This is a genomic window from Klebsiella sp. M041 (assembly GCF_059759695.1).
Map to the genome: position 1 here is coordinate 1 of NZ_JCAXWU010000060.1, position 669 is coordinate 669.

The 669-nt window shown below is 38.7% G+C and carries 1 protein-coding gene; it reads right to left on the bottom strand.

Annotated features, from left to right (window positions below; translation table 11 throughout):
- On the bottom strand, window positions 1–553 hold a 553-nt coding region (locus AC6CWS_RS26465), incomplete at its 3' end, for a DUF6904 family protein (RefSeq protein ID WP_498256459.1).
- Window positions 554–669: the final 116 nt, after the last annotated feature.

Here is a 669-nt window from a genome sequence, read left to right on the forward strand (position 1 = left end):
CATACTTACCCCATAATGAATGAAAAGAACGAACAATACTGATTAACTGCTTTTTTCTTTGCTCCGGAGATAGGCTGATAAAATAGCAGCACCTGCTGTCAATATTATCCTCAATGAAATTAAAATCAGAGTCTGATGCATATTTTACTGTTAGCATAATATCATTCGACGTTGTTCTCTCAGACTCTGTTAATGCTGATTCTATCAGGTATTCAAAGGCATACATGACAGACAGCTGGTTTTTGTCTGTCTGAATATAACCCATTGAGTTTCTGAGTATTGAGGACTGTACCAGGACCAGAGGCCATAAAAGCTCAACACCATAAAGCTTATATGTATCATGTTGATCATACTGATGTTGCTCAACACGACGATTACCTTCCCGTGCTTTACGAATATCATAGGCAAGGGATAACATAAATCCGTCTTTAACTTTAATCAGTGGGCTTTCATCCACGATGTAATGAATGAGTTCATGTAATTCATTCAGGGCTTCTGAATCTCCCCACAGTATAAAACCTGCATTGTTCGGCGTTAACTCGTATCGAAGCATGGGCTCAATCATCCTGTTGTTTCAGTCGGAGGAAAGTCTATCAGTAAAGAGAATGAGAGATCAAAGTGGTCATTTTAATTGAGCTGGATAACGGACATTTCAATTGAGCCTTGACA